At 62.1% G+C, this 23,582-nt stretch carries 24 protein-coding genes and 1 tRNA gene; 16 read left to right on the forward strand and 9 right to left on the reverse strand.

Annotated features, from left to right (window positions below):
- Window positions 1-112 precede the first annotated feature (112 nt).
- A complete protein-coding gene (locus KUW17_RS02850; RefSeq protein ID WP_222475767.1) occupies window positions 113-2,836 on the forward strand; it encodes a TRAP transporter permease in 2,724 nt (907 codons plus the stop codon).
- Window positions 2,833-3,264: a universal stress protein gene (locus KUW17_RS02855; protein WP_222475769.1), complete on the forward strand. Its 432-nt coding sequence runs from the start codon at window positions 2,833-2,835 to the stop codon at window positions 3,262-3,264. The genes KUW17_RS02850 and KUW17_RS02855 overlap by 4 nt, the downstream gene beginning before the upstream one ends.
- A 27-nt stretch (window positions 3,265-3,291) precedes the next feature.
- Here KUW17_RS02855 and KUW17_RS02860 read toward each other — a convergent pair whose 3' ends face one another.
- From KUW17_RS02860 to KUW17_RS02870, 3 genes are read right to left on the reverse strand one after another with little or no spacing between them, the layout of a single operon-like run.
- Window positions 3,292-4,341, reverse strand: a complete 1,050-nt coding sequence (locus tag KUW17_RS02860; protein WP_222475771.1) for a lipocalin-like domain-containing protein — start codon at window positions 4,339-4,341, stop codon at window positions 3,292-3,294.
- Window positions 4,331-6,748, reverse strand: coding sequence for an ABC transporter permease (locus tag KUW17_RS02865; protein ID WP_222475772.1), 2,418 nt, complete (start codon window positions 6,746-6,748; stop codon window positions 4,331-4,333). Before KUW17_RS02865 ends, KUW17_RS02860 begins: the two co-directional genes overlap by 11 nt.
- Window positions 6,745-7,401, reverse strand: a complete 657-nt coding sequence (locus tag KUW17_RS02870) for an ABC transporter ATP-binding protein (protein WP_222475774.1) — start codon at window positions 7,399-7,401, stop codon at window positions 6,745-6,747. The genes KUW17_RS02865 and KUW17_RS02870 overlap by 4 nt, the downstream gene beginning before the upstream one ends.
- A 197-nt stretch (window positions 7,402-7,598) precedes the next feature.
- Between KUW17_RS02870 and KUW17_RS02875 the strand changes: the two genes are divergently transcribed.
- The gene (locus tag KUW17_RS02875) at window positions 7,599-8,048 is read left to right on the forward strand and encodes a potassium channel family protein (RefSeq protein WP_222475776.1); all 450 of its coding nucleotides are present in this window, start codon (window positions 7,599-7,601) and stop codon (window positions 8,046-8,048) included.
- On the opposite strand, the gene cls is transcribed toward KUW17_RS02875, so the two are convergent.
- Window positions 8,045-9,460, reverse strand: a complete 1,416-nt coding sequence (gene cls / locus KUW17_RS02880; RefSeq protein ID WP_222476296.1) for a cardiolipin synthase — start codon at window positions 9,458-9,460, stop codon at window positions 8,045-8,047. The two genes, KUW17_RS02875 and cls, sit on opposite strands and share 4 nt — an antisense overlap.
- A gap of 144 nt (window positions 9,461-9,604) precedes the next feature.
- On the opposite strand from cls, the gene KUW17_RS02885 reads away from it, so the two are divergent.
- Together KUW17_RS02885 and KUW17_RS02890 are read left to right on the forward strand one after the other, a co-directional pair.
- Entirely contained in the window at window positions 9,605-10,471 is an 867-nt protein-coding gene (locus KUW17_RS02885; RefSeq protein WP_222475777.1) for a YihY/virulence factor BrkB family protein, read from the forward strand.
- Window positions 10,472-10,600: 129 nt separating this feature from the next.
- The gene (locus KUW17_RS02890; RefSeq protein WP_222475779.1) at window positions 10,601-10,789 is read left to right on the forward strand and encodes a hypothetical protein; all 189 of its coding nucleotides are present in this window, start codon (window positions 10,601-10,603) and stop codon (window positions 10,787-10,789) included.
- A 6-nt stretch (window positions 10,790-10,795) separates the two neighbouring features.
- Here KUW17_RS02890 and KUW17_RS02895 read toward each other — a convergent pair whose 3' ends face one another.
- Both KUW17_RS02895 and KUW17_RS02900 read right to left on the reverse strand, forming a co-directional pair.
- Window positions 10,796-11,512 carry an RlmE family RNA methyltransferase gene (locus tag KUW17_RS02895; RefSeq protein ID WP_222475780.1) on the reverse strand — a complete coding sequence of 239 codons (717 nt, stop codon included), beginning with the start codon at window positions 11,510-11,512 and terminating at the stop codon, window positions 10,796-10,798.
- A gap of 76 nt (window positions 11,513-11,588) precedes the next feature.
- Window positions 11,589-12,701 (reverse strand): Ppx/GppA phosphatase family protein, encoded by a 1,113-nt coding sequence (locus KUW17_RS02900; protein WP_222475781.1) that lies wholly within the window; start codon window positions 12,699-12,701, stop codon window positions 11,589-11,591.
- A 285-nt stretch (window positions 12,702-12,986) separates the two neighbouring features.
- On the opposite strand from KUW17_RS02900, the gene KUW17_RS02905 reads away from it, so the two are divergent.
- The 3 genes from KUW17_RS02905 to KUW17_RS02915 are packed head-to-tail and all read left to right on the forward strand — an operon-like array spanning window position 12,987 to window position 15,316.
- Window positions 12,987-13,283, forward strand: a complete 297-nt coding sequence (locus KUW17_RS02905; RefSeq protein ID WP_222475782.1) for a virulence factor — start codon at window positions 12,987-12,989, stop codon at window positions 13,281-13,283.
- A 27-nt stretch (window positions 13,284-13,310) separates the two neighbouring features.
- The gene (locus KUW17_RS02910) at window positions 13,311-14,237 is read left to right on the forward strand and encodes a methylenetetrahydrofolate reductase (protein WP_222475783.1); all 927 of its coding nucleotides are present in this window, start codon (window positions 13,311-13,313) and stop codon (window positions 14,235-14,237) included.
- Window positions 14,238-14,254: 17 nt separating this feature from the next.
- Window positions 14,255-15,316, forward strand: coding sequence for a methyltetrahydrofolate cobalamin methyltransferase (locus KUW17_RS02915; RefSeq protein WP_222475784.1), 1,062 nt, complete (start codon window positions 14,255-14,257; stop codon window positions 15,314-15,316).
- A gap of 127 nt (window positions 15,317-15,443) precedes the next feature.
- Here KUW17_RS02915 and KUW17_RS02920 read toward each other — a convergent pair whose 3' ends face one another.
- On the reverse strand, window positions 15,444-15,875 hold the full coding sequence (locus KUW17_RS02920; RefSeq protein WP_222475786.1) for a BLUF domain-containing protein: 432 nt from the start codon (window positions 15,873-15,875) through the stop codon (window positions 15,444-15,446).
- Window positions 15,876-16,144: 269 nt separating this feature from the next.
- Window positions 16,145-16,234: transfer RNA gene (locus KUW17_RS02925), tRNA-Ser, on the reverse strand.
- A 119-nt stretch (window positions 16,235-16,353) separates the two neighbouring features.
- On the opposite strand from KUW17_RS02925, the gene KUW17_RS02930 reads away from it, so the two are divergent.
- From KUW17_RS02930 to KUW17_RS02960, 7 genes are all read left to right on the forward strand, one after another.
- A complete protein-coding gene (locus KUW17_RS02930; RefSeq protein WP_222475788.1) occupies window positions 16,354-17,205 on the forward strand; it encodes a DUF2059 domain-containing protein in 852 nt (283 codons plus the stop codon).
- Window positions 17,206-17,406: 201 nt separating this feature from the next.
- Window positions 17,407-17,970, forward strand: a complete 564-nt coding sequence (gene rplU / locus KUW17_RS02935) for a 50S ribosomal protein L21 (protein WP_222475789.1) — start codon at window positions 17,407-17,409, stop codon at window positions 17,968-17,970.
- A gap of 11 nt (window positions 17,971-17,981) precedes the next feature.
- Window positions 17,982-18,251 carry a 50S ribosomal protein L27 gene (gene rpmA / locus KUW17_RS02940; RefSeq protein ID WP_222475790.1) on the forward strand — a complete coding sequence of 90 codons (270 nt, stop codon included), beginning with the start codon at window positions 17,982-17,984 and terminating at the stop codon, window positions 18,249-18,251.
- Between the two features lie 282 nt (window positions 18,252-18,533).
- Entirely contained in the window at window positions 18,534-19,070 is a 537-nt protein-coding gene (locus KUW17_RS02945; RefSeq protein WP_222475791.1) for a GNAT family N-acetyltransferase, read from the forward strand.
- Window positions 19,071-19,190: 120 nt separating this feature from the next.
- The gene (obgE, locus tag KUW17_RS02950) at window positions 19,191-20,225 is read left to right on the forward strand and encodes a GTPase ObgE (RefSeq protein WP_222475792.1); all 1,035 of its coding nucleotides are present in this window, start codon (window positions 19,191-19,193) and stop codon (window positions 20,223-20,225) included.
- The gene (gene proB / locus KUW17_RS02955; protein WP_222475793.1) at window positions 20,213-21,319 is read left to right on the forward strand and encodes a glutamate 5-kinase; all 1,107 of its coding nucleotides are present in this window, start codon (window positions 20,213-20,215) and stop codon (window positions 21,317-21,319) included. The genes obgE and proB overlap by 13 nt, the downstream gene beginning before the upstream one ends.
- A 75-nt stretch (window positions 21,320-21,394) precedes the next feature.
- On the forward strand, window positions 21,395-22,660 hold the full coding sequence (locus KUW17_RS02960) for a glutamate-5-semialdehyde dehydrogenase (RefSeq protein WP_222475795.1): 1,266 nt from the start codon (window positions 21,395-21,397) through the stop codon (window positions 22,658-22,660).
- Window positions 22,661-22,723: 63 nt separating this feature from the next.
- On the opposite strand, the gene KUW17_RS02965 is transcribed toward KUW17_RS02960, so the two are convergent.
- Window positions 22,724-23,320 (reverse strand): histidine phosphotransferase family protein, encoded by a 597-nt coding sequence (locus KUW17_RS02965; protein ID WP_222475797.1) that lies wholly within the window; start codon window positions 23,318-23,320, stop codon window positions 22,724-22,726.
- Window positions 23,321-23,354: 34 nt separating this feature from the next.
- Between KUW17_RS02965 and KUW17_RS02970 the strand changes: the two genes are divergently transcribed.
- Window positions 23,355-23,537, forward strand: a complete 183-nt coding sequence (locus KUW17_RS02970; RefSeq protein ID WP_039145992.1) for a DUF3553 domain-containing protein — start codon at window positions 23,355-23,357, stop codon at window positions 23,535-23,537.
- Window positions 23,538-23,582: the final 45 nt, after the last annotated feature.

The raw sequence follows: 23,582 nt of genomic DNA on the forward strand, positions 1-23,582 counted from the left end.
CGCCAGACAATAGGAACGGGGCGCATCAGGCGCCCCGTTTTCGCCTGAGGCCAAAGGCCCGGGCATGACTATTCCGGCCCCGAAGAAACGGCGGCCGCAGGGGAGATTATCCATGACATCCGATGCTCAGGGAAATCGGCCGCTTAGCGAAGAAGAGCTTCAGGAACTGGTCGCGTCCTCCGACGCCGGCGCCCGCAACCCGGTGGGAAGCGTGGGGCTGTTCCTGGCGATCGTCGCCGTCATCTGGTCCGTGTTCCAAGTCATCCTGGCCTCGCCGGTGGCCAACTTGCTGCTGCCTGGCAGCGTGGTGAACAACTCGCGCCAAATCCATTTGGCCTTTGCCATTTTCCTGGCTTACGCGGCCTATCCCGCGCTGAAGTCCAGCCCGCGGAATTACATCCCGGTGCAAGACTGGATTTTCGCGTTGGCCGGCACTGCGATCGCGATGTACGGCTATATTTTCTATCAGAAGATCGTTGATTCCGGCGGCCTTGCCGACGACATGGACAAGTGGTTTGCCCTCGCTGGCCTGATCCTGCTGTTCGAAGCCGCCCGCCGTGCGCTCGGTCCGGCGATGGCGATCATCGCGACGATTTTCCTGCTCTACGTGTTCTTCGGATCTTCCGAGTACGTCCCGGAAGTCATCCGCTGGAAGGGCGCCAGCCTGAAAAAGGCGATGAGCCATATGTGGATCACCTCCGAAGGCGTGTTTGGCATTGCCTTGGGTGTCTCCACCAAATTCGTCTTCCTCTTTGTGCTGTTCGGTGCGCTGCTGGATAAGGCAGGTGCGGGCAACTACTTCATCAAGATGGCATTTGGCGCGCTTGGCCACCTGCGCGGCGGCCCGGCCAAAGCGGCTGTTGTCGGGTCTGCCGCAACCGGCCTGATTTCCGGCTCGTCCATCGCCAACGTGGTCACCACCGGCACCTTCACGATCCCGCTGATGAAGCGGGTGGGCTTTACCTCTGAGCAGGCAGGCTCGGTCGAGGTCGCGTCCTCCGTGAACGGCCAGATCATGCCGCCAGTTATGGGCGCTGCAGCCTTCCTGATGGTGGAATACGTGGGCATCTCTTACGTCGAGGTGATCACCCATGCCTTCCTGCCGGCTGCGATTTCCTACATCGCGCTGGTCTATATCGTGCATCTGGAGGCCGTGAAGCGGAACATGCCGACGCTGGGCAACCGCGAAGTGCATTTGGCACGCACGGTACTGGGCATGTTCAGCTTCTTCGCTGTGTTTGCGGGACTGTGTTATGGATCGCAATTCCCGGTGGATTTGGCTTATGCATGGGTGCCGAGCGCAGCTGGATTGGTCATGTTCGCGGTGATTATGCTTATCTATGTCGCCATGGTAGCACTGGCAGCGCAAATCCCCGATTTGGAGCCAGACGACCCTAATGCAAAAGATGTGGAGCTGCCGGATGTAACCAAGATCTACAAGGCAGGTTTGCACTACCTTCTGCCGATTTTGGTGTTGGTCTACTTCCTCATGATTGAACAGAAGTCTCCAGGCCTGTCGGCGTTCTGGGCGACTGCGCTGCTGTTTGTGATCCTGCTGACTCAGAAGCCGCTTAAGTCTATTTTCCGCGGGCAAAGCAATATGGCCAACGCCTTTGTGGAAGGAGTGCAGGATCTGTGGACCGGTTTGATCGACGGTGCGCGTAATATGATCGGCATTGCACTGGCCACTGCCACGGCCGGGGTGATTGTTGGCACGGTTACGCTCACCGGAATTGGCCAAGTGATGGCGGATCTTGTCGAGAATATGGCTTATGGTCTGACCTATCTTTCCGCAATTGGTGTTCACGCAATCAGCCCGGTGACCGATTTTGTCGGAATCACGAGCTTTGAGGGTACGATTGCTGAACGGGCTGCGGACATGACCGGAACAACGCTTGTCTTTGTACTTGCTTGTGTCGGCCTGCTGTCGCTGGTGCTGGGCATGGGGCTGCCGACCACCGCCAACTACATCGTTGTCAGCTCGCTGATGGCCGGTGTGGTGGTGGAACTGGGCGCGCAGTCCGGTCTCATCGTGCCGCTGATCGCCGTGCACCTGTTTGTGTTCTACTTCGGGATCATGGCCGATGTGACGCCGCCCGTGGGGCTTGCCAGCTTTGCGGCGGCGGCGGTGTCGGGCGGGGATGCAATCCGCACTGGCTTCACCGCCTTCTTCTACAGCTTGCGGACCGTGGCCCTGCCGTTTGTGTTCATTTTCAACACCGATTTGCTGCTGATCGACGTGAACTGGATACAGGGCATCATCGTTGCCATCTCAGCCACCATTGCCATCCTGGTCTTTACCGCCGGCACCATGGGGTATTTCGTGAGCCGCAGCCGCATCTATGAAAGCGTCCTGCTGGTCTTTGCAGCCTTTGCGTTGTTTAGGCCGGACTTCTTCATGGACCGGGTGATGCCTCCCTTTGCCCAGGTCCCGCCGGCCCAGCTGGCGCAGGCGCTGGACGATGCGGAACCTGGCTCAGAGCTGCGGATCACCGTGGAAGGCCCGGATTTCGACACTTCTGAGATCAAGAGCACCACGATGATCATAACCGCCGATGGCACGGACGGGCAGGCGGCGGTGGATGCCTACGGCCTGCTGCTGCTGGAGGAAGATGGCGCGGTGAAGCTGGAAGAGCCGATGTTCGGCACCCCGGCAGCCCCCAATCTTGAGAGCTTTGATTTCTACGCCGACGCGCCGGTGCAGATCATTGCTATCCAAGCACCCGCCAGCCAGTTGCCGAAGGAGCTGATGTTCCTGCCGGCGCTTCTGCTGGTGGCGCTGGTTGCCCTGATGCAGCGCGGGCGCGCGCGTGAAGAAGAAGGAGTAACAGCATGAGCAAACCCGTTCTTTGCGCTCTGGAGCTGAACGATCAGAACCTGGACGAAATGGTCCTGTCCCAGGCTGGGCGGCTGGCCGAACTGGACGGGGCACAGCTGGATGTCGTCAATGTCCTGCCGGATTTCGGCGAAAGCTGGGTGTCCGGCTTCTTCGAGGAGCATCACCACGAAAAGGCGGTCAAGGACGCCACCCAGCGTCTGAGCGATCTGTGTGCCCAAGTTCTGGGCAAGGACCGCAATGCCAAGGTCCGCCACCTGGTTGCAACCGGTACCGCCTATCAGGAGATCCTGAAGGTTGCCGAAACCGCTGGCAGCGGCCTGATCGTGATCGGGGCGCACAAACCGGACCTGAAGGATTACCTGCTGGGACCAAACGCGGCCCGGGTGATCCGCCACTCTGACTGTTCGGTCTTCGTGGTCCGCTGAAGAAAATAAGGGCGCCTTCGGGCGCCCTTATTCATATCCGGTCATCTCAAGGTATCCTGTGCCGCTGTGGCTGCCGGTTACCGTGACCGGCCCCTCCCAATAAGAGAACGAGGTGCCCATCCAGCTTTGCGGGTTAAGCGCCTGAACCTCAACGGAAACCCCCTTTTCGGGCAGACTGGTTTGCCAGCGCGTCGGTATCTTGCGGCCCTCAACATCGCTGTATTCCAGGGGGGCAGCCTGAAAGGCCCCCGGTGCCAATGGCTCCGCCGTGCCGTCAGGGGATATCCAGGTTCCGGAAGTAAAATCACCGGATTCGCCGCGCAGCACGAACCCCATCAGCTTGCCGCCGCTGTCAAAGCTGAGAGAGAACCAGTCCCAGCCGCTTTGATCCTCCGCCAAAGGCTGGCTGGACCATTCCCGGTCCAGCCAGCCGCGGCCGGTGACTTTTACCGGTCCCTGCTGCAGCTCAAGCGTGCCAGAGATCTGATAATGCGGCTGGGAGTAATAATGGCTCGCCTGGCCGCTGGCGGATTTCACCGAATATCCGGCGTCCCCATGCAGCACCAGCGGGCCATCTGCGGTGAGGTTGAGGTCGTATGAAAAGCCGTTGCCTGCGGCGGAAAGTGATATGTTTTCAAGAGACTCTCCAGTGGAGAGCATCTGCCAGTCATCAATCCAAGCCTCAAACGGAGCCGCCCGGACCCCAGCCTGACCAACCCCGCCGCGGGCTATGCGCTCTGCAAACAGGTGCTGGTCCTGGCTGGTCGCAGCCGCATGAGCCATCCAGATTTGCGGGCTTTGCCAGCCGTCCGCCTCGCCAGGCGCCAGAGCGGAGCGAAACAGCGTCCACTGGATGCCGTAATCTGCATCGTCGGGTCCTTCAAGGTTGGCGGTCAAGTACCACCATTCAATGCGGAAATCTGGATGCGGGCCATGGTCCGCAGGAAAGGACAGCTGGGTGCCGGGCTGCGGAATGGCGAACCCCTCCGCTTCGGTTCCCAGCCCGGCGTAGCTCTGTGGCTGTGCGGTGGTGGCCCAGCCTGCGGCGGCGGCCCAAAGGAAAAACTTAGCGTTCATTGGCAAACACCTTGAGCAGTTCTGCCGGGTCGATCCGGCTGAGCCGCCGGGCAGGCAGCGCGGCGGCAATAACCGCGGCCAGCAGCGCCAGCAGGAACAGCCGCAGCCAGTCTAGGGGAAACAGATACATGGGCAGCTTCCAGCCAAAGGCCTCCACATTGATTACCGACAACAATGCCCAGGCCAGGACAAGGCCCAGCGGCAGCGCCAGAACCGCGGTAACCGCCGCCAGCAGCAAGCTGCGCAGGATTTCGGTCCGGGCGAGCTGGCGGCGGGTCAGCCCCATCGCCCAGACCGGCGCAAGCTGCGGCAGGCGCTGGTTCCACAGGGTAAGCAGGCTGGTCAGCAGGGCAAACCCTGCAACACCAAGCGTCAACAGGTTCAGCGCCGCGGTGACGACAAAGGTTCTTTCGAACACGGCAAGCGAGCGCGCCTTTGCTGTGGCCTGATCGGTAATGTTTTCACGCGGGAGATCAAATTGTTCCCTGATGTCTCTGATAAGAATTGAAATCTGCTCAGGGGCCACCCGTACTCCGAAGTGACGGTTTGGAATGCCCGGGGCGCGGGCCAGAAGCGAAGGCAGGGAAACCATCACCTGGCCGTTTGGGTTGCCATAGTCGGAATAGATCCCTGCGACGGTCAAATCCCATCCGGGTTCAAGCTGCAGGAGAGAGCCTGGGGCTATTCCGTAGCGGCGGGCTAGTTGCTCATTGACCATAACGGCCCGACCACCCGCAACCTGATCCCAGGCATCCGGCAGCGCGTCCAGCAGCGGCCAGTTCTGCCGGAAGGCCGGATCATCCGTTACCCCGTAGATCCGCAAGGGTGCGCCCTGATACCGGGTGTCGCTATAGCGGCGCGGAAGGGCTGTGATGCCCTTTGCATCAAACCATTCTGCCAATGCGGCGCCTTGGTCATCGCTGCTGGCGGTGACATATACCTCCGCGAACAACCGCTGATCCAGCCAGCCGGTGAAAGTCAGGCGGAAACTGGAGACCATGGTGCCAACCCCGACATTCGCCGCCAGCGCCAGCAGCAGGGCCATCAGGGCAAGCGACATGCCTGGAAGCTGTGCGCGTGTATCGGCCCAGAGCCACTCGGCAAAGGGCCTTTTGGCCAGCCGCGCCCCGAAGCGTAGCCCGGCTGATATCAGCATCGGCAGCAGCAGCGCGGCCCCCAGCATTAATGCGCCCAGGAATGCGAAACCTGCAATAAGCCCTTGAAAAATATTCAGCACCAGGAAGCCGCCCGCGATCAGAAGGGCACCGGACACCGCTCCGGCAATATGCGACCGGCTGGCTTGCTGACCCCGGGCACGAGTGGCAGGGGCAGCCAGCAGCGGCATCCGCCACAGCGCAATAAGCGCCTGCGACCCTGCCAGGAAAGTACCGCCCAGCGCCATTGCCAGTCCGGATATTGCCCAGCCGGGACGCAGCGACAGGCCGCCATCCACCGGTGCTCCGTAAAGCCCGGCCAGGGTGGCGCTGACGTCCGGCAGCAAGGCTGCCGCAACGACAAAGCCGCCTGCAAGCCCCGCTGCACCGGCGGCCAGCGCGACAACGGCCAGTTCCGCAGCAAAGAGGCCTGTCAGCAGCTGCATTGGCACCCCAAGGCTCCGCAGTGTTCGGATCATTCCGCGGCGCTGTTCAATGCTGAGCGCAATGGTGCCCTGGACAATGAACAGGCCGACGGCAAAGGCCAGCAGGCCGAAAGCCGTGAGGTTCAGGTGAAAACTGTCGGTAAGCCGCGCGGTGTCGGAGGCGGCTGACCGGGCCGCTGCAAGCCTCAGCTCCGGTGCCAGTTCCTTGAGCGGTGACAACCCGGGGCGCTGGTCCGGCAGCACCAGCAGGTAGCTTAGGCTGTCCGGCCGCCGCAGCAGTGTACTGGCGAGACTGATGTCGGCCACGGCCACGCCGCGCGGCAGATCCGCCAAAGCAGTCACCGGGTGCACAGTCTGGGAGGCCTGCAGCAGAACCGCCGTTTCAGGATGCGCAAAGAGCCGTCCGGGCGGCAGCAGCGCATCCAGGGGCGGAACACCGTCATGCTCTGCGGCTTCGGACAGCGCGGCTGCCAGCGGGTGCTGCAGCAGGTCAACCCCCATGATATCAAAGCTTTGCCGCTCGAACCTGACAGTGCCTTCCAGCACCGGCGCGAGCTGCCATCCTGCCCGGCGCAATGCCGCATACTGGCCAAGCGGGATCATTCCCGTCTCTGGAATCAGCCGATCCGCCCCTGCGGTGCCAAGCTGTTCCGCCGCCCGGGCATAACTTGCGCGGGCTTCAGTGTTGATCGCCTGCACCGCCGACCACAGGCCGGTCGCCAGCGCGATACCCAGGATCAGAGTTGCCAGCTGCAGCGGGTGCCGCCGCCAGTGCGACAGGATGGCCAGCAGCGCAGCGCCTGTCATGCAGCCAAGCCGTTTTGCAGATGCAGGCGCCGGTCCAGCATTTGCGCTATGGCGGATGAGTGGGTCACCAGGAACAGCGCCGCGCTGCTTTCCCGCACCAGTTCCAGCATCAGCTCCATCACCCTGGCGCTGGCCGTTTCATCCAGGTTGCCGGTAGGCTCATCCGCCAGCAGCAGCTTGGGCCGCAGGGCCAGTGCCCGCGCGATCGCCACGCGCTGCTGCTGCCCGCCGGACAGCTGCTCGGGGTAGTGTTCCAGCAGGCCGGAGAGGCCCAGTTGGCTGGCCAGATGCTGCCCCCAGTCCTCGTCCCATCTGTTTCCCAGCCGGGCGTGCAGCGCGATATTTTTCCGGACATCAAGTGAAGGGATTAAATTAAACTGCTGGAAAACAAGGGAAACCTTGTGCCGCCTCAGCGCTGCCCGCTGGCGGTCCCCAAGGTCTGAGAGGCGGGTTCCGTCAATCTCGATTTCGCCGCTGTCGAAGTGGTCCAAGGCCCCAGCCAGATGCAGCAGGGTGCTCTTGCCGGAGCCGCTGTCGCCAGTCAGCGCCAGGCTGCTGCCTGCTGCCAGGTCCATTGACACCCCGCGCAGCACGGTCGTTTCCGCCTGCTGGCCGGGGTAGGACTTGGTCACATTGCGGATCGTCAGAACCATTGTCGGCAACTTTCCGGGCGCTTGGATTGCACGTGCTGCAAGGGCACTCAATACCCAAGACCCGGGGATGTCCAGCCCGGTACCGGCGCAGCAACGGACCTGCGGCAAGACGGAACGCGGCAATTTTCGTATTGCAGACAGCGGTGCCAAGGTGCAGCTATGGGTTGCCAGAGCACGATCAGAACGGGAGGTCCGGCATGACGCTGTGGAACCAGCTGCTGTGGGGGTCAATTTATCTCAGCGCCTGCCTGATCCTAGAAATCTCGATCCTGGTCTGGTGCGCCTCAGTGCTGAACAGGTTGTCCTGCAAGTTTGCAAAACCCTACAGGCCCTGGCAGCTTGGCCTGATCCTTGTAGTGGCAATTTTCATAATCCTTGGCAGCCACACCGCGCAGGTCTGGATCTGGTCCTCGGCATTTGTGCTGGTCGGCGCGATCGAGGACTGGAACACCTCGGTTTATTTCTCGCTGGTGACCTATACCACGCTTGGCTACGGCGATGTCGTTTTGGGACCAGCGCTGCGGATATTCGCCGCTTTCGCTGCGGTGACCGGCCTGTTCGGTTTCGGGATCAGCACCGCGTTTCTCGTCAGCGCGATGGGGCGCCTGTTTTCCTTTAACGGCCAGCGTTCTGGCAGCAGCAGTTAAAGCACGGGCGCCAGCAGCCGCGCCGCCGGGGCCAGCAGACGGATTGCAATGGTCTGCTGCTCAAGGCTGGCGGAAAGTTCTGTCGAACGCCTGAAATCCTCGGCCAGCATGTCCGCAATGGCCGATGCCGTCGCCTGGTCAAAAAACAGAGCCATGGTTTCGAAGTTGAGCCGGAAAGAGCGGTTGTCCAAGTTTAAGGTGCCGACACCGCCAATCGTGTCATCGACCACAAAACACTTCTGATGCATAAAGCCGCCCTGGTAGCGCAAGATATGCACGCCGGCCGCCCTTAATTCATCAAAGAATGCGAAACCAGCCAGCCAGGGCAGGTAATGGTCGATTGTCTCTGGCAGCAGTATCCTGACATCGACACCGCGCAAGCCTGCGTGTTTCAGGGCAGCAAAAACGTCCTGGTCGGGCACGAGGTAGGGGGATGCAATCCAGATCCTGGACTGGGCCGCGGTGATTGCAGAAAAGTAGAGCATGGACCCGTTGCCGATAGTGTCGCCCGGTCCGGTGGAGGCAATCAGGGCAGGGCGATCCTGGGGCGAGGCCTCAGGCTCCCAGTTCAGCAGATCCAGGATCGGTTCCTGGGTGCGCCAATGCCAGTCTTCGGCAAACGACAGCTGAAGCTGCTGGACAACAGGGCCGGACAGCCTCACATGCGTGTCCCGCCAAGGGCCGAACCCCGGGTCCAGCCCCATGTACTCATCACCGACGTTCAGGCCGCCAGTAAACCCGACGCGGCCGTCTGCAATGACGGTTTTCCTGTGATTGCGGAAATTAATGCGCAGACGGTGCCAGGGGCCTCTTTGGACAGCAGGGTCGATCATGTTGACACCCGCAGCTTCCAGCGCGCGCTTGTACTCGCGGGGGAGCTTCCGGCTGCCGATGCTGTCGGTCATGAACCAGACGGTCACGCCGCGCTCTGCTGCCGCAATCAGCCGGGATTGCAACTGTGCTCCCAGATCGTCAGCGTGCAGAATGTAATATTGTACAAGGACGTACTCTTGCGCGTTTTCAATGGCTTCGAAGATAGAATTGAATGTTTCTGAACCGTTAATTAGCAGCTCCATGCCGTTACCGCGGCAAACCTGCAGACCTGCAATGGCTTCAAAAGGGGCGGTTTTGACGCTCAGCGCCGGCACATCTTCGGATTGGGCAGAGGTGTAATTGCGTTTTGCGATTACCGCCTGTTCCGCCGCCCGTCGGGCTTTCCAGTAACCTCTGAACCGGTGGTGGCCAAAAATCAGATAAGCTGGCAGCGCGAGGACGGGGGCTGCCAGCAGGAATACCACCCAGCCGATTGCCCCCTGCGGGGTGCGCGCAGTGCGGGCCGCGCTGAGCGCGGCAAGCCCGGCAGCCGTCCAGGTTGCGGCCAGGGCGGCGGTGCTGAGAACGATCCCGAACATCGATGGCTCCAAAAACTGCCTTAGAGTCAACCTAATGCCGATTGCAGCTGCCTGCCATACCCGGCGCCGCCGCGTGCAGGGCTGTTTGGCAGCAGGGGTGCATTGCCGCTGGCATTTTCCCTGCAGTTGTGGAACCTTGCCGCTATGCCGATCCTGCCGCCAATCCCCATGTGGCCAGCCGCTTTGCTGACTGCCGCCCGCCGTTTCAACCGGAAAAACGGCTGGGTGATGAGCAGCCATATTGCCATGTCGATGATGCTGGCGCTGTTTCCCTTTGTTCTGTTTACCGTCGCACTGGCGGGCACGGTGGCCGGGCTGCTGTCGCAGGAATTTGCAATGGAAGCGATGACAGAGCAGGTGTTCAGCGTCTGGCCGGATGCGGTGGCCCGCCCGATCCTGCGCGAGCTGCAATCTGTTCTGGAAAAGTCCAATACGCAGCTTGTCACCCTGGGCGGCCTGTTTGCCCTCTATTTTGCCTCAAACGGGGTCGATGCCGTTCGGACGGCCATGGTGCAGGCCTATCACGACACCGACACGCGGCCATTCTGGCGGTCGCGTGCTTTGTGCATCGGGCTGGTCATTCTGGGCGGGGCCGGCATTCTGGCGGTCACCGTTTTCGAAGTGATCATGCCGCTGTACGTTCGCCACATTACGAAATTGCTGCCGTTTGCCACTGTGCCGCAAGGCTGGGAACAGGGGCTGAGAGGTTTGCTGGCGCTGGCCTTGCCTGTTGGAGCCGTGCTGGCGTTTCACGTCCTGCTGCCGGGCCGCGTGCACCGGTTGCGGCGGATCCTGCCGGGGGCGGTTCTGACACTTGTTCTGTGGCTGGCCTGCGGCAGCGGGTTTGCGGTTTATGTGGGCTCATTTGCACAATATTCCGCCACCTACGCCGGTCTTGCCGGCGCCATGGCGGCGATGATATTTCTGTACCTGAATTCCGCCATCCTGATCCTGGGGGCGGAATTTAACGGTGCGCTGATCGACATGGCCAACGGCATGGGGCGGACATAGCAGCTGCGGCTTACGTGCAACTGTTTCCGTTTATTCAACAATAAGGCAACGTTGCCACAATTGCGCCCATCTGAGATCCCAATTGCCCCTTAGTTCTGCTGGAAAGCAGACGATCCAGAAGGGGCCACCATGACAAAATTGCACAGCAAACTTCGCCATATGCGCCTGTTCGAATTGATGCGCCAGCGCGGGATGGCCGGCCATGCCAGCCGCAAGCTGCGGGTGTCCCGGCTGACCGAAGAAGAAGGCGAGGAGGCCGTCATGCTGCGCACTCTGGCGGCGCGGTCGCTGACCGTTCCGCACAGCCGCCGGGTCTGATCCGGCTCAGCCGCGAAAACCGGTTGCCACCACGAACTTTTCAGAGCTGTCCGACCGCGAGGAGGGCGGCTTGATATTCATCACCTTGGTGAACTTCTGCTTCAGAAGCTTCTGCAGCTCACCCTCGGCACCGCCGGCCAGAACCTTGGCAACAAAGGTGCCGCCTTCTTCCAGCACGTCAAAGGCGAAGTAGGCAGCGGTTTCGCACAGCGAGATGATCCGCAAATGGTCGGTCTGCTTGTGGCCGGAGCTGGCCGCCGCCATGTCCGACATCACCACATCCGCCTTGCCGCCAAGCCATTCCTTGACCTGCTCGTCAGCGCCGTCATCCATGAAGTCGAGCTGGTGGAATTCGGCCCCCGCCAGCGGTTCGACCTCCTGCAGGTCGACACCGATGATGCGGCCGACGGCCTTACCCGGCTTCTCGCCCAGGGAATTGATCCGCTTCACCGCAACCTGCGCCCAGCCGCCCGGTGCGCAGCCCAGGTCGACAACCCGGGCGCCGTTCACCAGGAAGCGGAACTTGTCGTCCAGCTCCATGATCTTGAAGGCCGCGCGGCCGCGGTAGCCTTCGGCCTGGGCGCGTTTGACATAGGGGTCGTTCAGCTGCCGCTGCAGCCAGCGGGTCGAGCTGAGCTTGCGCCCGCGCGCCGTTTTCACGTTCACCTTCAGATCGCGCTGCCCGCGGCCGGATGTGTTCTTTCCTGTCGGTGTCTTTGCCATGACTGCCACCATTTGCGCCGGGTGCCCGGAGTTTCGACACCTCCGGCCCGGAAAAATCCAATACTACAGGCCCCAGTTAATAGGGGCCGTCTTCCAGAACGCCATCCGCGCTCATCTGCGCATAAAGCAGGCCTTCGCGCAGGCCGCGGTCCGCGACCGACAGCCGGTCGGTGGGCCAGCAGCGCAACAGTGCCTGCAGAATGGCGGAGCCGGACATGATCAGCGCCTGCCGGTCCTCGCCGATGCGGGGGTCGCGGCGGCGGCCCTGAGGGCCGAGTTCTAGATAACCGCGGATCACTTTGTCAATCTGATCGCTGGTCATCCGCAGGCCATCGACCTTGGTGCGGTCGTAGCGCTTCAGCCCCAGATGCGACGCGGCCACGGTGGTGACCGTGCCGGAGGTGCCGACAATCTGAAAGCCCTCGCGCGCCTGTTCGTCCTTGTAGGGGGCGAAATCGGCGAGGTTCTCCTCGAAGAACCAGCTCATTAGGGCAAAGCGCGCGGCGTCGTCCTCCACATCGTTGAACTGGTCGCGCAGCGTGGCAACCCCCAGCGGCACCGAGATCCAGTCCACTACCTTGGCGGCGGGGAAGGGGCTTTCGGTCGGGTGGAACCCGTTGTGCAGCCGCATGATGGCGGACGGGCGGTCGCGCCGCGGCACCGAGGAGACGTCGATCCACACCAGTTCGGTGGAGCCGCCGCCGATATCGACCACCAGCAGCTGCTCGGTCTTGGTGGAGACCAGCGGCGCGCAGGAGATCACTGCCAGCCGCGCCTCTTCCTCCGGCTGGATGATTTCCAGTGTCAGCCCGGTTTCCCGTTTCACCTGGCGGATGAAGTCGCGCGCGTTTTTGGCCCTGCGGCAGGCTTCGGTCGCCACCAGCCGCATCCGCTTGACCTTGTTGCGCTTGAGTTTCTGCTGGCAGATCCGCAGCGCCTGAATGGTGCGCGCCATCGAGGACCGCGACAGCCGTCCGGTCCGCTCCAGCCCGGCGCCGAGTTGCACCGACTTGGAGAAACTGTCGACCACATGAATGCCGCTGCCCTTGGGCTGGGCGATCAGCATGCGGCAGCTATTTGTACCCAGATCCAGCGCCGCATACAGCGCATCAGGATCGGGACGGGCCGGTGCAGGGGTCTCAACCGCCTTGGGAAACGCGCCCGCACCTTTCGAGCGCCTGGGCGCCATGATTCACGCCCTCCGATTATCGTGTTAACTGTGACAATAGGTGCGCAGATGCGGCGGCGCAAGCGCCCCGGAGGCAGAAGTGAAGCAATTTCCGCCGCTTCCCGGAAAACTCATAATCCACATGAATATTTTGGCACCAAGCCGCTGTGGCATTCGCAGGTGTACAAAGCTAGTGTCGCGGCAGCAAAACGTCGCTCAATCCCATCGTGTTGTCGAAAATCGACCAACTTGCGGCGCGCCACCGCACTAGAACGTGGTCTATCCAGGCTAGGAGGAAAGCAAGGCATGCCCGACGTTACGATCGTATACTGGCGCGATATCCCCGCGCAGGTCATCGTTGGCAAAGGCCGCCGCGGCGCCAAACGGCAGCTCGAAGAGCGGTTCGAGCAGGCCATTGACCGCGCGGCCATGAAGGTGAACGCCAAGGACGCGGACGCCTATCTTGCCGAGTGGCGCAAGGCCGAGCCTTTCGCTGCCGAGGGCGAGGCTGCTGAGATTGCCGAGGCCGAAGCAACCCGCCTGGAAACGGAATACGATCAGGACCGCCTGAAGGCGCTGATCGCAAATGACGGATGGGCGTGAGCCTGACACCACTTATGGGAGGCCGTGATGGCTTTGCTGAATTTTAAAAAACGTGACTCTGGCGCTGCCCAGCCCGTCAACCCGCAGGTCGAGGCCTTCCTGCAGGGCTATTCGATCGAGGTGATGCCGCGCACCGCCGAGAAGGTCGACGATTTCCGCGACCTGCTGCCGGCCGGCACCCGCGTTTACATCGCGCACATCGAAGGCACCCCGATCGAGGACATGGTTGCCACTGCCAAGCGCCTGAACGCGGAAGGCTTCCCTGTGATGCCGCACTTCCCGGCGCGCATCATCAAGGACGAGGCCACCCTGGCCGACTGGATTGCCCGCTACCAAGGCGAAGCCGACGTCAAGCAGGCGCTGATGCTGGCAGGCGGCGTTGCCAAGCCGCATGGCGAATTCCACAGCTCCATGCAGCTCTTGGAAACCGGCCTGTTCGACAAGGCGGGTTTCACCAACTTGCACGTTGCCGGCCACCCGGAAGGCAACAAGGACATCGACCCGGACGGCTCCACCAAGAACGTCTCCGAGGCAGTGCAGTGGAAGCAGAAGTTCTCCGAGCGCACCGACGCCAAAATGGCGCTGGCCACCCAGTTCGCCTTTGAGGCCAAGCCGATCATCGAATGGGCAAACGGGCTGAAGGCCGCGGGCGTGGACCTGCCGATCCACATCGGCATCGCCGGCCCGGCCAAGCTGCAGACCCTGATCAAGTTCGCCATCGCCTGCGGTGTCGGCCCGTCGCTGAAGGTCCTGCAGAAGCGTGCAATGGACGTGTCCAAGCTGCTGCTGCCCTACGAGCCGACCGATGTGGTTGCCGAGCTGGCCGCCTACAAGGCGGAAAACCCGGACTTCAACATCACCAACGTGCATTTCTTCCCGCTGGGCGGCATCAAGACCAATGCCACCTGGGCCATCAACAACGGCGGCGCCTCGGCAAAGCCGGTCAACTCCTAAGAGCCTAAGGATCAAAAATGACCCGTACAGTCGTAGAATCAAAAACCAAAACCGCGATCCTGGGCTTTGATCAGCCGTTCTGCGTGATCGGCGAGCGGATCAACCCGACCGGCCGCAAGAAACTCGCAGCGGAACTGGAAGCCGGCGATTTCTCCACCGTCGAGAAGGACGCGCTGGCCCAGGTGATGGCGGGTGCCAACATCCTCGATATCAACGCGGGCGTGGTCTACAACTCCAACCCGAACCCGAACGAGACCGAGCCGCCGCTGATGACCAAGATCGTCGAGCTGGTGCAGGGCCTCACCGATGTGCCGCTGTGCATCGACTCCTCGGTTCCGGGCGCGCTGGAAGCCGGCCTGCAGGCTGCCGAAGGCCGCCCGCTGCTGAACTCCGTCACCGGCGAGGAAGAGCGCCTGGAGCACGTTCTGCCGCTGGTCAAGAAGTACAACGTGCCGGTTGTGGCGATCTCCAACGACGATACCGGCATCTCGGAAGACCCCGATGTCCGTTTCGCGGTGGCCAAGAAGATCGTCGAGCGCGCGGCCGATTTCGGCATCCCTGCGCATGATATCGTGGTCGACCCGCTGGTGATGCCGATCGGCGCCATGGCGACCGCCGGCCAGCAGGTGTTTGCCCTGGTGCGCCGCCTGCGCGAAGAGCTTGGCGTGAACACCACCTGCGGCGCGTCCAACATCTCCTTCGGCCTGCCGAACCGCCACGGCATCAACAACGCCTTCCTGCCGATGGCAATGGGCGCGGGCATGACCTCTGCGATCATGAACCCGGTGGCGCTGCCGGTGACCCAGAAGGCAATCGCCGAGAAGAAGGCCCTGGTGGAAGCGGCCGGCATCATCCTGCCGGAAGGCATGGACGACGAGGCGTTTGTGACCATGTTCGGCCTGGGCTCGACCAAACCGCGCGCGGGCAAGGAAATGGAGGCCATCCGTGCCGCCAACCTGCTGACCAACAACGACCCGCACGGCGGCGACTGGATCAAGTTCAACAAGCCTCCGGCAGCGGAAGGCGAAGAAGGCCGCGGCCGTGGCGGCCGCGCCGGCGGACGTCGCCGCCGCGCCTGATTTGCCGTCAGCGCAACAGTGGAAAGGCCAGGCGGTGTGCCTGGCCTTTTTCGTTTCCGGATAAACCGGTTGCTGTCCTCGTTTTACATGGCATTGTTTTGGCCGTTCGGCGGCCCGATGCCGCCGCCTATCTCAGCGAAAGCAGAAACGTCTTTAGGAAGGCCTTGGTCACAGGATCATTCTCTGCCCGTTTCATCGTTTCGCTGGCCTGCAAGTCCCGGATATTGTGAAAGCTGTCCTGGGCTTCGCGGGATACTTGACTGAACGGCAGCGACGCCATCTCCCATTCGCTAAAAATCCGGCTGTCGACGTCCTTGCTGCTCATCCTGGCGATCTGGTGGTGCCGCTGGTTGCTGACAATCCTGGCGTAGCAGGCTTCCACTGCTGCGCGCGGGCCTTCCAGAACCTGCAGGAAGGATCCGTCATGGAACAGCATAAGCCCGGTGATCCCGTCCTGCGCATTGCGCTGCCGGGCCGTGGCGAGGATCGTTTCGATGTCGGAGTCTGACAGCGCCCGGGCGGCCGAGCTGAGGTAAACAATCCGGTGCAGTATTTCCATCTGTCACTTTGCCTCCGTCTGCGAAATCCTGTCCGCTGCAGCCCAATGCCCTAAGACCGGTCAGGCGAAGCGCCGGTAAGGGTCGGGTCCGGCCAGCAAATTGAAACAGCTTGGACTTAAGGTTGAGTAAAGCCAATTCCTGCAACTAAAAGATAGCTTCGTCGGCTGCCAGCCATGACAAAACCGTCTGATGAAAACAGGCTAGGGGTGAAGGCGTCCGTGACTCCAAGGGCGATATCACAAAATCAGAAGCGATCTGTAAGGGAAAGTGGCGGAGAGACAGGGATTCGAACCCTGGGTGGGCTTGCACCCACAACGGTTTTCGAGACCGCCCCGTTCGACCACTCCGGCACCTCTCCGCGGGGGGTGAGGCGCGGTTTAATGTTGATTCCGGACCGGCGCAAGGGGCGAATTGCAGCTTCGGCAAAAAAAGCCGGATTTCCGTTGCCAGCCAAGGCTTTTTGCCTAAATTTGCAATATGCAGATGATCCTCTCAATTCCCGCTTTTCCGCTGCGCATCCTTGCCGCTCTGTGCCTGGCCTGCTGGGCAATGGCCCACCCGGCCGCGGCCGCAGACCGCGAACGGGTCGAGGCGTTTCTGGAGGTCACGGGGTTTGATGTGGCGCTCGACAGCATCGCGCTGTCGGCTTCCAGCGCCCCGGATATGCTGGGAGTCGATGCGGGCGCCTTCGGCAGCCAGTGGACCGAAATGTCTGAGGAAGTCTTTGATACCACGCAGATGCGCGGCCTGGCCCTGGATATCCTGGAAAGCACCCTGGATGACGAGGCGCTGGATCACGCCGCCGCCTTTTATGCCAGCGATCTCGGGAAGCGGCTGGTGCGGGCGGAAAACTCCTCGCACCTGGTGGAGGATGACGAGGTCAAGCAGCTGGCGGGAAACCGCATCATTTCCGACCTAGTCAAGGCCGGCAGCAAGCGGGTCGCGATGTACCAGCGGATGGGATCGGCGATTGATGCTGCCGGCACAGGCGTGAAGGCGCTGCAGCAGATCCAGTTCCGGTTTCTCATGGCGGCAGCCGCGGCGGGCGTGATCGAACTGGAACTGGACGCGGATGAGCTGCGCGCGCTGATGAAGGATCAGGAGGGCGAGTTGCGGCTCAGCCTGCAGGCGTCAAGCCTTGCCGCAGCTGCCTATACCTATCAGGAATTTACCGATGCCGAAGTTCAGGCCTATGTCGAGGCGCTGGAGGAGGCGCCGATGCAGCGGGTTTACGAGCTGCTAAACGCAGTGCAGTACGAAATCACCGCAAACCGGTTTGAGGAGTTGGCCCACCGGATGGCGGAGCTGACACCGGGCGAGGATATCTGAGTTCCGCGGGTTGTCTGAAAAGCCTGTGGAAAACGGTTGACACACTGCCTGTTCCGAACCATAAGCCCGCATCCCGGCCCGGAATCCGTGCGCCGGGGTTTATTTGTCATACGCCCAACCAAGGGCGCGCTGTTCGAGGCGGCATCTGCCGAAACGCCCGCAAGGGGGCCGTAGGACGCGGTTAGAAAAGGAAAGACGCACATGTTTGCGGTCCTCAAGACTGGCGGCAAGCAGTACAAGGTTCAGGCGGGCGACGTGCTCCGCGTTGAGAAACTTGCTGCAGATGCCGGCGACACCATCCAATTCGACGAAGTTCTGATGCTGGGCGGCGACGCTCCGGTTGTCGGTGCTCCGCTGGTTGACGGCGCAGCCGTCAAGGCAGAAGTGATCGAGCAGATCAAAGGCGAGAAGCTGATCCACTTCGTCAAGCGCCGCCGGAAGCACTCCTCCAAGCGCACCAAAGGCCACCGTCAGAAACTGACCCTGGTCCGGATCACCGAGATCCTGGCATCGGGCGCAACCAAAGCCGCTCCGAAAGCTGCTGCCAAAGCCAAGGCCGCTCCGGCTGCTGAAGCTGCTGCAGGTTCGGACGACCTGACCCAGCTGACCGGCGTCGGCCCCGCAGCTGCCAAGAAACTGGCAGAAGCAGGCCTCACCAGCTTTGCCCAGATCGCAGCCTTGTCCGCAGACGACATTGCTGGTATCGAAGCAATCAAAGTGAAGCCCGAGTGGGTTGAGCAGGCCAAAGAGCTGGCCAAAGGCTAAGGAGAGAGAGAATGGCACATAAAAAAGCTGGCGGTTCCTCCCGTAACGGCCGCGACTCTGCCGGTCGCCGCCTTGGCGTGAAACTCTACGGTGGCCAGGCAGCCATCGCAGGCAACATCATCGTGCGTCAGCGCGGCACCAAGTTCTGGCCGGGCGAAGGCGTGGGCATTGGCAAAGACCACACTCTCTTTGCAACTGCTGACGGTGCTGTAAGCTTCCGCAAGGGCCTGAAAGGCCGCACCTTTGTATCGGTTCTCCCAGTGGCGGAGGCCGCTGAGTAAGCCGACCCGAAGGGTGAAGAAATCTTTAGGGGGATCGGCTATAAGGCCGGTCCCCCTTTCTGTTTTGTAACTTGAGCTTGTGATGAGTTTTCCATTGGTGGCCGGAACCAAGCACAGTGCAGTGTCCCAGCCTGGTGTTCACGCCGGGCGAACGGGAAGTTTTGCAATATTTGAAGGCCGCGTGACTTGCCGTGACGGCTTGGCATGCACATCTGGAATTCGTCGCAACAACAACAAAGGCGTTTGCCGCCACATAAATTTAGGCAGAGGAGGAGCACATCCATGAATTTGGAGCAGATCGTGTGCCAGCAGGTGATTGAAACTGAGCGTTTTGTCCTGCGGCCACTGCGAAAGTCCGACGCCGGCCTGATTGAACACTATGTCAGCGATGCGCGCGTTGCCCGCATGACCCGGTCGGTTCCGCACCCGCTGCCGCCCGGCGCGGCTGAGGCCTTTGTGGCCCGCACCATGGCGGAAGAGCGGGATGAGGACGTCTGGGTGATCGACGGCACCGTCGAGGGAGATTCCGAGCTGAAAGGCGTCATCGGCCTCAAGCGGATGGACCGCAACCAGTCCGAAGTGTCCTATTGGACGGCGCCGCCGTTCTGGAACACCGGGCTTGCCTCTGCGGCGCTGAAGGCGCTGGTTGATGCCAACCCGCAGAAGAATGACGCGATGTTTGCCTCCGTCTTTCAAGACAACCCGGCCTCGGCCCGGGTGCTGATCCATTGCGGTTTTGATTATCTCGGCGATGCCGAAAGCTATTCGGTGGCGCGTGACGCCTCCGTTCCAACCTGGACATACAGCCGAAAACTGTGATTGGCGCGGCGCGCGCTTTGCGGTAAGGCAATCGAAACAGTCCCGCCATGGCCTTGGGCTTTGGCGGGACACTTGTACTGCACGGGCGGGCACAGGGGCCTGCCGCATTAAGGAGCTGTCATGAAATTCCTCGATCTGGCAAAGGTCTACATCCGCTCGGGCGCCGGCGGGAACGGCTGCGTCAGCTTCCGCCGTGAAAAGTACATCGAATACGGCGGCCCGGACGGGGGCGATGGCGGCAAGGGCGGCTCGGTCTGGGCTGAGGTCACCGAGGGGCTGAACACCCTGATCGACTTCCGCTACCAGCAGCATTTCTTTGCCAAGAACGGCCAGTCCGGCATGGGCCGCCAGCGCACCGGCAAGGACGGCGACGATATCGTGTTGCGCGTGCCTGTGGGGACCGAGATCCTGGACGAGGATGAGGAAACCGTTCTGGCGGACCTCACCGAACCCGGGCAGCGCGTGCTGCTGGCCAAGGGTGGCAATGGCGGCTTTGGCAACCTGCACTTCAAATCCGCCACCAACCAGGCGCCGCGACGCGCAAATCCGGGGCAGGAGGGTGTCGAGCGTACCATCTGGCTGCGGCTCAAGCTGATCGCCGATGCGGGCCTCCTAGGACTGCCGAACGCGGGTAAATCGACCTTCCTGTCGGTCACCTCCAACGCACGTCCCAAGATTGCGGATTACCCCTTTACCACGCTGCACCCGAACCTGGGCGTGGTCGGCATCGACAACACCGAATTTGTGGTGGCTGACATCCCGGGCCTGATCGAAGGCGCGCATGAGGGCAAGGGGATTGGCGACCGGTTCCTGGGCCATGTAGAGCGCTGCGCGGTGCTGCTGCACCTGGTAGACGGCACCTCCGACACTGTGGTCGAGGATTACGAGACCATCATCGGAGAGCTGGAGGCTTATGGCGGTGTTCTCGCCACCAAGATCCGGATCACCGCGCTCAACAAGGTTGATGCTATCGATCCCGAAGAGCTGAACGAGAAACGCGCCGCCCTGGAAGCGGCCGTGGGCGGTCCGGTGTATCTGATGTCCGGCGTCAGCCGCGAAGGGGTGAACGAGATCCTGCGCGCCCTGCGCAATGAGATCGACGACGACCGCCTGCGGATGAAGCCCGCCGAGGAGGAAAAGCCTTGGCAGCCCTGACGTCGGCAAAACGGATTGTCGTCAAGATCGGCTCGGCCCTGCTGGTCGACCGCGACAGCGGCGAGTTACGCGCAGGCTGGCTGCATTCGCTGGCCAATGACGTTGCCTGGCTGAAGTCGCGTGGCACCGATGTGGTTCTGGTTTCCTCCGGCTCCATCGCCCTGGGCCGCGGCGTTTTGGGCCTGCCGCGCGCCGACCTGCCTCTGGAGCAATCCCAGGCGGCCGCCGCGGTTGGCCAGATCCGTCTGGCCCGCGCCTATGAGGAGGCCCTGGCGCCGCACCGGATCACCACGGCGCAGGTGCTGGTGACGCTGGAGGACAGCGAAAACCGCCGCCGCTACCTGAATTCCCGCGCGACGCTGGAAACGCTGCTGGCAATGGGGGCCGTGCCCATTGTCAACGAGAATGACACCATCGCCACGGATGAGATCCGCTATGGCGACAACGACCGTCTGGCGGCGCAGGTCGCGGTGACGGTCGGGGCCGACTGCCTGATCCTGCTGTCCGACGTTGACGGCTTTTACAGCGCCAACCCGGCGCTGAACCCGGACGCCAAGCGTTTTGACCGGATTGACGCGATCACCCCGGAGATCGAGGCGATGGCCGGCGATGGCGTCTCCGGCCTGTCCAAGGGCGGAATGATCACCAAACTGCTGGCCGCCAAGATGGCAACCGCCGCAGGCTGCGCCATGGCGATCACTGAAGGTTCTCCCTTGAACCCTCTGAAAACACTTCAAGAAGGCGCGCCTTGCACCTGGTTTGCAGGGCAGGGTGATCCGCAGGCCGCGCGCAAGCACTGGATTGCGGCGATGAAGACCCGCGGCGTGCTGACGATCGATGAGGGTGCCGCCCGCGCGCTGATGTCCGGCAAGAGCCTGCTGCCCGCAGGTGTTCGTCATGTGGAGGGTGACTTTGGCCGCGGCGATCCGCTGGCCATCCTCGGCCCAGACGGGCGCAAACTGGGGCAGGGTCTGTCGCGCTACACCGCCGATGAGGCCCGTGCCATCCAGGGGCGCCAGTCGCAGGAGATCGAGGCCACGCTGGGCTATCCCGGCCGCGCCGCGCTGATCCACCGCGATGATATGGCGCTTTGACCGCATCCACTGATGGTTTATTCCAGCCGGGACGGCACCCAGTGCCAGACAGGGACCGGCAAGGGCACGAGACATATGAAAGAAAATGAAAATATCCCCGCCGTGATGGCGGAGCTTGGCAAACGTGCAAAGCAAGCGGCGCAAATCCTGGCGACAGCCAGCGCGGAACGCAAACACGCGGCACTGATCGGCGCCGCAGAAGCGGTCTGGAACCGCCGGGCAGAGATCATCGCCGCAAACGTCAAGGATCTTGAGTTCGGTCGCGGCAAGGGCCTGTCGGACGCGATGATGGACCGGCTGATGCTGGACGAAGCCCGCATTCAGGGCATCGTCGACGGTTTGCGCGCGGTCGCGGAACAGCGCGACCCGGTGGGCGAGGTGATGGAGGAGTGGGAACAGCCCACCGGCCTGAAAATCCAGCGCGTCCGCACCCCGCTGGGCGTCATCGGCGTGATTTATGAAAGCCGTCCCAATGTGACCGCCGATGCCGGCGCGCTGTGCCTGAAATCGGGCAACGCGGTGATCCTGCGCGGCGGCTCCGAAAGCTTCCATTCGTCGCAAGCCATCCATGCCTGCCTGGCAGAGGGGTTGAAATCCGCAGGCCTGCCGGAAGACGCCGTGCAGCTGGTGCCGACCCGCGACCGCGCCGCGGTGCAGGAGCTGCTGACGATGACGGACTATGTCGATGTCATTGTTCCCCGCGGCGGCAAGGGGCTGGTCGGCCTGGTCCAGCGCGAGGCGCGGGTGCCGGTCTTTGCCCACCTTGAGGGTATCGTGCACATCTACCTCGACAAGGCTGCCGATCCGCAGAAGGCGCTGGATGTGGTCTTGAACGCCAAGACCCGCCGCACCGGCATCTGCGGCGCCGCGGAATGCCTGCTGATCCATCAGGACATCGCGGCAACGCTCGGCAAGATGGTTCTGGAGGCCCTGGCCTCTGCCGGCGTTGAAATCCGTGCCGAGGCAGGGCTGCCCGGACCGGACGGCATGACCGCTGCCACGGCTGGGGACTGGGGTAAGGAGTATCTGGATTCCATTATTGCTGCCAAGCAGGTAGCAGGCATTGATGAAGCGATCCAGCACATCCGCACGCATCACTCACAGCACACCGATTGCATCATCACCGAGGACGAGGACGCGGTTCAGAAGTTCTTTGCCGAACTCGACAGCGCCATCCTGATGCACAACGCTTCGACCCAGTTTGCCGATGGCGGCGAGTTCGGGATGGGTGCGGAGATCGGCATTGCCACCGGCAAGATGCATGCCCGGGGTCCGGTCGGCGCAACGCAGCTCACCAGCTTCAAATACCTGGTGCGCGGCAACGGAACCATCCGCGCCTGACCAGCACAAAAAGCAAAACGCCGGGCGGGCAGCTCGGCGTTTCCATGCAGGGGATCCGGCTGCTCAGAACTGCAGCGTGATCTTCTCCAGGTTCAGCTCCAGCCGCACCGTGCGGTCGGCTTCCTTGGCGGCCTCTGGCAGCAGCGCAAATTGCACCAGCGCCGGGGTGATTTCCGCGTTCGAGGTGCCGCCGCTGACCCGCGCCCACAACTCATCATCGACGGTCACTTTGCGGCCTTCGCCCACAACCGTCCATTTGCCGTCTGCGGAGAAGATCTTGACCGTGCCGCCATATGGCAGGGCTGATTCCAGGCACAGTGCCGACAGCAGCGCCAGCCGTGCCTCGCTTCGGGTGCAGCCCTCCAGCGGCGACCACTGGTACTGGATCCGTCCGCCCTTGCTGACGTCCTCCAGAACCGAAACCACCTCGGCCCGGCCCATCTGCTGGTCGCCCGCGGCGCCAAAAGCGATGCGGAAGAAGCGGATGCGGGCATTGGCGTTTGCAACGCTGTCGGAAATCAGCTCCAGCTCCGGCCCCGACATGCTGCCGGCCATACCCAGAAGTTCCAGGCCGTTGTTGATGGCGCCGACAGGGCTGATCAGATCGTGGCAGATCCGGGACCCTACCAATGCGGCCAGATTGGCGTTATCTACACCCATAACGTATACTTCCTCCGAACTGGGCCACCCGCATATGAATGACCTTAACGCTATTTTAGCCCCCGGCATGTTTGTCCGGCACCCGGACCACCCCGAATGGGGCGTCGGCCAGGTGCAGTCGAACGCGGGCGGCAAGATCACGGTGAACTTTCCCGATCAGGGCAAGCTCGTGATTGACGGAGCGCGTGTCTCCCTTATTCCCGTCTTTGATCCATAACGGTTTATGAAGAGTTAACGAATTCCCTCAAATTCTCCCGATTTG

It is taken from the genome of Leisingera aquaemixtae, from assembly GCF_019801145.1.
In the GTDB taxonomy this organism is placed as follows: Bacteria; Pseudomonadota; Alphaproteobacteria; order Rhodobacterales; family Rhodobacteraceae; genus Leisingera; species Leisingera aquaemixtae_A.

Coding starts and splice junctions, on each gene's coding strand:
- KUW17_RS02850 (WP_222475767.1), top strand. CDS start 113: ATGACATCCGATGCTCAGGGAAATCGGCCGCTTAGCGAAGAAGAGCTT.
- KUW17_RS02855 (WP_222475769.1), top strand. CDS start 2,833: ATGAGCAAACCCGTTCTTTGCGCTCTGGAGCTGAACGATCAGAACCTG.
- KUW17_RS02860 (WP_222475771.1), bottom strand. CDS start 4,341: ATGAACGCTAAGTTTTTCCTTTGGGCCGCCGCCGCAGGCTGGGCCACC.
- KUW17_RS02865 (WP_222475772.1), bottom strand. CDS start 6,748: ATGACAGGCGCTGCGCTGCTGGCCATCCTGTCGCACTGGCGGCGGCAC.
- KUW17_RS02870 (WP_222475774.1), bottom strand. CDS start 7,401: ATGGTTCTGACGATCCGCAATGTGACCAAGTCCTACCCCGGCCAGCAG.
- KUW17_RS02875 (WP_222475776.1), top strand. CDS start 7,599: ATGACGCTGTGGAACCAGCTGCTGTGGGGGTCAATTTATCTCAGCGCC.
- cls (WP_222476296.1), bottom strand. CDS start 9,460: ATGTTCGGGATCGTTCTCAGCACCGCCGCCCTGGCCGCAACCTGGACG.
- KUW17_RS02885 (WP_222475777.1), top strand. CDS start 9,605: ATGCCGATCCTGCCGCCAATCCCCATGTGGCCAGCCGCTTTGCTGACT.
- KUW17_RS02890 (WP_222475779.1), top strand. CDS start 10,601: ATGACAAAATTGCACAGCAAACTTCGCCATATGCGCCTGTTCGAATTG.
- KUW17_RS02895 (WP_222475780.1), bottom strand. CDS start 11,512: ATGGCAAAGACACCGACAGGAAAGAACACATCCGGCCGCGGGCAGCGC.
- KUW17_RS02900 (WP_222475781.1), bottom strand. CDS start 12,701: ATGGCGCCCAGGCGCTCGAAAGGTGCGGGCGCGTTTCCCAAGGCGGTT.
- KUW17_RS02905 (WP_222475782.1), top strand. CDS start 12,987: ATGCCCGACGTTACGATCGTATACTGGCGCGATATCCCCGCGCAGGTC.
- KUW17_RS02910 (WP_222475783.1), top strand. CDS start 13,311: ATGGCTTTGCTGAATTTTAAAAAACGTGACTCTGGCGCTGCCCAGCCC.
- KUW17_RS02915 (WP_222475784.1), top strand. CDS start 14,255: ATGACCCGTACAGTCGTAGAATCAAAAACCAAAACCGCGATCCTGGGC.
- KUW17_RS02920 (WP_222475786.1), bottom strand. CDS start 15,875: ATGGAAATACTGCACCGGATTGTTTACCTCAGCTCGGCCGCCCGGGCG.
- KUW17_RS02930 (WP_222475788.1), top strand. CDS start 16,354: ATGCAGATGATCCTCTCAATTCCCGCTTTTCCGCTGCGCATCCTTGCC.
- rplU (WP_222475789.1), top strand. CDS start 17,407: ATGTTTGCGGTCCTCAAGACTGGCGGCAAGCAGTACAAGGTTCAGGCG.
- rpmA (WP_222475790.1), top strand. CDS start 17,982: ATGGCACATAAAAAAGCTGGCGGTTCCTCCCGTAACGGCCGCGACTCT.
- KUW17_RS02945 (WP_222475791.1), top strand. CDS start 18,534: ATGAATTTGGAGCAGATCGTGTGCCAGCAGGTGATTGAAACTGAGCGT.
- obgE (WP_222475792.1), top strand. CDS start 19,191: ATGAAATTCCTCGATCTGGCAAAGGTCTACATCCGCTCGGGCGCCGGC.
- KUW17_RS02960 (WP_222475795.1), top strand. CDS start 21,395: ATGAAAGAAAATGAAAATATCCCCGCCGTGATGGCGGAGCTTGGCAAA.
- KUW17_RS02965 (WP_222475797.1), bottom strand. CDS start 23,320: ATGGGTGTAGATAACGCCAATCTGGCCGCATTGGTAGGGTCCCGGATC.
- KUW17_RS02970 (WP_039145992.1), top strand. CDS start 23,355: ATGAATGACCTTAACGCTATTTTAGCCCCCGGCATGTTTGTCCGGCAC.